The sequence below is a fragment of the Mesorhizobium sp. M7A.F.Ca.CA.002.09.1.1 genome, assembly GCF_003998555.1.
Classification (GTDB): Bacteria; Pseudomonadota; Alphaproteobacteria; order Rhizobiales; family Rhizobiaceae; genus Mesorhizobium; species Mesorhizobium ciceri.
Genome location: NZ_RZRR01000699.1, coordinates 1 through 3036, shown reverse-complemented (window position 1 = coordinate 3036; position 3036 = coordinate 1). Strand labels below are relative to the sequence as shown.

Below are 3036 nucleotides of genomic sequence, written 5' to 3'. Positions count from 1 at the left end.
AGGTTGTCCAATTCGTCCGGATCGTTTTCCAGATCGAACAGCAGCGGCGGCAGGTTGCCGCCGAAATGCACATATTTGAAATGTTCCGTGCGGATTACGGCGAGATTGCATTGGCGTGAGGCGATGCCGAAATGGCGTTCGGCCTCGCCCGCGGCAACCGAGCGGAAATCGAACTCCCAATGCGCGGCATCGCGCCACGCCGCCGGGGCCTCTCCGCTCAGGAACGGCTTCAGCGACCTGCCGTCGAGATGCGGCGCGGGCTCTTCGCCGAGCAGGTCGAGAAACGTCGGCAAAATGTCGACCGCTTCGGTGAAGCTGTCGACCTTGCCGCCGGCCGCCTTGCCGTGGCGCGGATCGCGGATGATCAGCGGAATGTGGTAGCTGCCGTCGAAATAGCCTCCCTTGCCCAGCATGAAATGGTCGCCCATCATCTCGGCATGGTCCGAGGTCAGCACGACGATGGTGTCGTCCCACGCGCCGGCCGCCTTGACCGCTTGCCAGATGCGGCCGAGCTGGGCGTCGACCTCGGCAATCATGCCGTAATAGATCGCGCGGAGGACGCGAAAATCGTCTTCGCTCCAGTCGTGCACCTTGCCGCTGGCGTCGGGGCGGAATTTCATCTGTTTCTGCCGGCCGAGATCATAGGCTAGATAGGGATGGTTTTCCGCCTCCTCCTGCCAACTTGCCGCGCGCCGAAAGGCCGGGCCGTCAGCCGGATCGTACATTGTGTTGTAGGGCTCCGGCACTATGAAGGGCGGGTGCGGGCTGATGAAGGAAAGATGCGCGAACCACGGCGCGGCGTGCTCCTGTTCGCCAAGCCAACGCGCGAATTCGCCGGTCAGGAAGGCCGCCGGGGTTTGCTGCCCGGAGTAGACGGGCGGCGCGTTGTCGACGGTGGTTCCGACCGCGCCGTCGGCCACCGGGCGATGGATGTCGGGAGATCCGGCGCTGGCGTCGACACCTTGTAGTTCCAGCCAGGATAGCCATTGCTTCTGATGCTCGGGCAGCAACTGGCGCACCGTAAAGCCCGGCAGCACGCCTTCATAGCTTTGCAGCCGCGGATCGCCTGGCGCCAGCAGGCGCGGATCGAGCGACACATCGGTGTAGCCGAACAGCGTCGGATCATAGCCCAGGGCGCGAGCCGAAAGCGCAATGTTGCCGTGGCGAGCGTCGAGCGGCGTGCCATTGCGGCAGACGCGGTTGTTCATCTGGTAGAGGCCGGTATAGAGGCAGGCGCGAGCGGGCGAGCAGGGCGCCGCGCCGCCATAATGCCGCTTGAACAGCACGCCCTCCGCGGCCAAAGCGTCGGCATTCGGCGTTCGCACGATCGGATGACCGGCGGCGGACAGACAATCGCCGCGCCACTGGTCGCATGTGATCAGGAGAATGTTAGGCCGCCTGGCTTTTCCAGTCACTCACGATACCTTTGTCCCGGATGTCGAACGCCGTTTATGGAACCGAATTCTGGCCATGGCGCAAGTCTGACCTGCGAGCCAATTGGTGAACGAACCTTGTTCCATCGTTCACTTTTATGACACAGTCTATTCTGTGTTTGCCGCCTTTGCGGAAACTGCCCTGGTCCTCATATTGGCGTGGACAGCGGCGAGGGCCGCACATGTACCAAGGGAAGGAGCAAGACAATGCTCGACCAGATCAAGGGCCTGCATCACGTCACGTCGATGGCCAGGGATGCCCGCCAGAACAACGATTTCTTCACCAGGAAACTCGGTCAGCGCCGGGTCAAGAAGACCGTCAATTTCGACGCGCCCGATGTTTACCATCTTTACTACGGTGACGAGGCCGGTACGCCGGGTTCGGTGATGACCTATTTCCCCTTCCCCGACATCGGCAAGGGCCGGCATGGGGTCGGGGAAGTCGGAACCACCGTCTACTCGGTGCCGGAAGGCACGCTTGGCTATTGGGAAAAACGCTTTGCCGATGAGGGCGTCACCGGCCTCTCGCGCGAAGAAACCTTCGGTGAGAAGCGCCTGGCTTTTGCCGGACCGGATGGTGACGGCTTCGCGCTGGTCGAGTGCAAGAGCGACAGCAGAGCACCCTGGGCGAAAGGCGGCGTTCCCACGGATGAGGCGATCCGAGGCTTTCATTCCGTGTCGCTCAGGCTGAAGGATGGCGGCGCCACGGAAGAGCTGCTGAAGTTCATGGGCTATGAGGAAGTCGACAAGTCCGGCAATCTCAGGCGGCTGGCGGTGAAGAACGGCAATGGCGCCGATGTCATCGACATCGAATCGCTGCCGAGCACGGCCTTCGCCGATCTCGGCGCCGGCTCCGTCCATCACGTCGCCTTCGCGGTCGAGAACCGCGCCAGGCAGCTGGAAGTACGCAAGGCGTTGATGGACACCGGCTATGGGGTGACGCCGGTGATCGACCGCGACTACTTCTGGGCGATCTATTTCCGCACACCGGGTGGCGTGCTGTTCGAAGTCGCCACCAACGAGCCGGGATTCGATCGCGACGAGGATACCGCTCATCTGGGCGAGGCGCTGAAGCTGCCGACGCAGCACCAGCACCTGCGGCCCTATCTCGAGCAGCATCTGCAGAAGTTGGAAGGCTGAGACCATGAGCAAGGACGCTTACATCCACAAGGTGCTGCCCGGTTCGCCGGGCGGTCCATTGCTGTTCGTCTTCCATGGCACGGGAGGCGATGAGAATCAGCTTCTGTCGCTGGGGCGCGATCTCGCGCCCCAGGCAACCATCGTCTCGCCGCGCGGTGATGTGTCGGAACAAGGTGCCGCGCGCTTCTTTCGCCGCGCCGCCGAGGGCATCTACGATATGGACGACCTGGCGCGGGCGACGACCAAGATGGCGGGCTTCGTCAAGGCCCATGTTGAAGCAGCGAAGCCATCGGCCGTGCTGGGTCTCGGCTATTCCAACGGCGCCAATGTCCTAGCCTCGGTGGTGTTCGCGGTTCCAGCGCTGTTCGACGCGTCGGTGCTGATGCATCCGCTGATCCCGTTCGAACCTGAGGTCAAGGGCAGCCTCGCCGGCCGCCATATCCTGGTGACCGCCGGCAAGCGC

At 63.0% G+C, this 3036-nt stretch carries 3 protein-coding genes; 2 read left to right on the top strand and 1 reads right to left on the bottom strand.

Going from position 1 to position 3036, the window contains the following annotated elements; genetic code table 11:
• On the bottom strand, positions 1-1415 hold a 1415-nt coding region (locus tag EN994_RS24715; RefSeq protein ID WP_127307872.1), incomplete at its 3' end, for an alkaline phosphatase family protein.
• Positions 1416-1640: 225 nt separating this feature from the next.
• On the opposite strand from EN994_RS24715, the gene EN994_RS24710 reads away from it, so the two are divergent.
• On the top strand, positions 1641-2573 hold the full coding sequence (locus EN994_RS24710; protein ID WP_024503019.1) for a VOC family protein: 933 nt from the start codon (positions 1641-1643) through the stop codon (positions 2571-2573).
• 4 nt (positions 2574-2577) lie between these two features.
• Positions 2578-3036, top strand: a 459-nt coding sequence (locus tag EN994_RS24705) for an alpha/beta hydrolase (protein WP_164746147.1), incomplete at its 3' end; no start/stop codon positions are given.

What these genes read in the sequence shown, in the direction of transcription:
- EN994_RS24710 (WP_024503019.1), top strand. Translation starts at nt 1,641, where the DNA reads ATGCTCGACCAGATCAAGGGCCTGCATCACGTCACGTCGATGGCCAGG.